A 207-nucleotide genomic window follows, 5' to 3' on the forward strand; every position below is an offset into this window, starting at 1 on the left:
CGTCGTTCTCGGTCTCGAAGAAGAGACCTTTGTCGATTCCCGAGTGCGAAACACCTACGAACGGTTTGCCAACCGTGGCTCCCAGCGCAGAGACCTAAGCGAACTCGCCGACCGAGTTGAGGAGATCACAAAGCAGTGTATCAGAGCGTGTCCGGACTGTCTCGAACGGCAGGACTCCATGTACGCGTATCGCTACCAGAACCAGAT

At 56.0% G+C, this 207-nt stretch carries 1 protein-coding gene; it reads left to right on the top strand.

The window, feature by feature from the left end:
- The coding region (locus EXE44_RS21330) for a hypothetical protein (protein WP_206750426.1) at positions 1 to 207 on the top strand (207 nt) is incomplete at both ends.

This window comes from Halorubrum sp. SS7, from assembly GCF_005435055.1.
GTDB classification, from domain to species: Archaea; Halobacteriota; Halobacteria; order Halobacteriales; family Haloferacaceae; genus Halorubrum; species Halorubrum salinarum.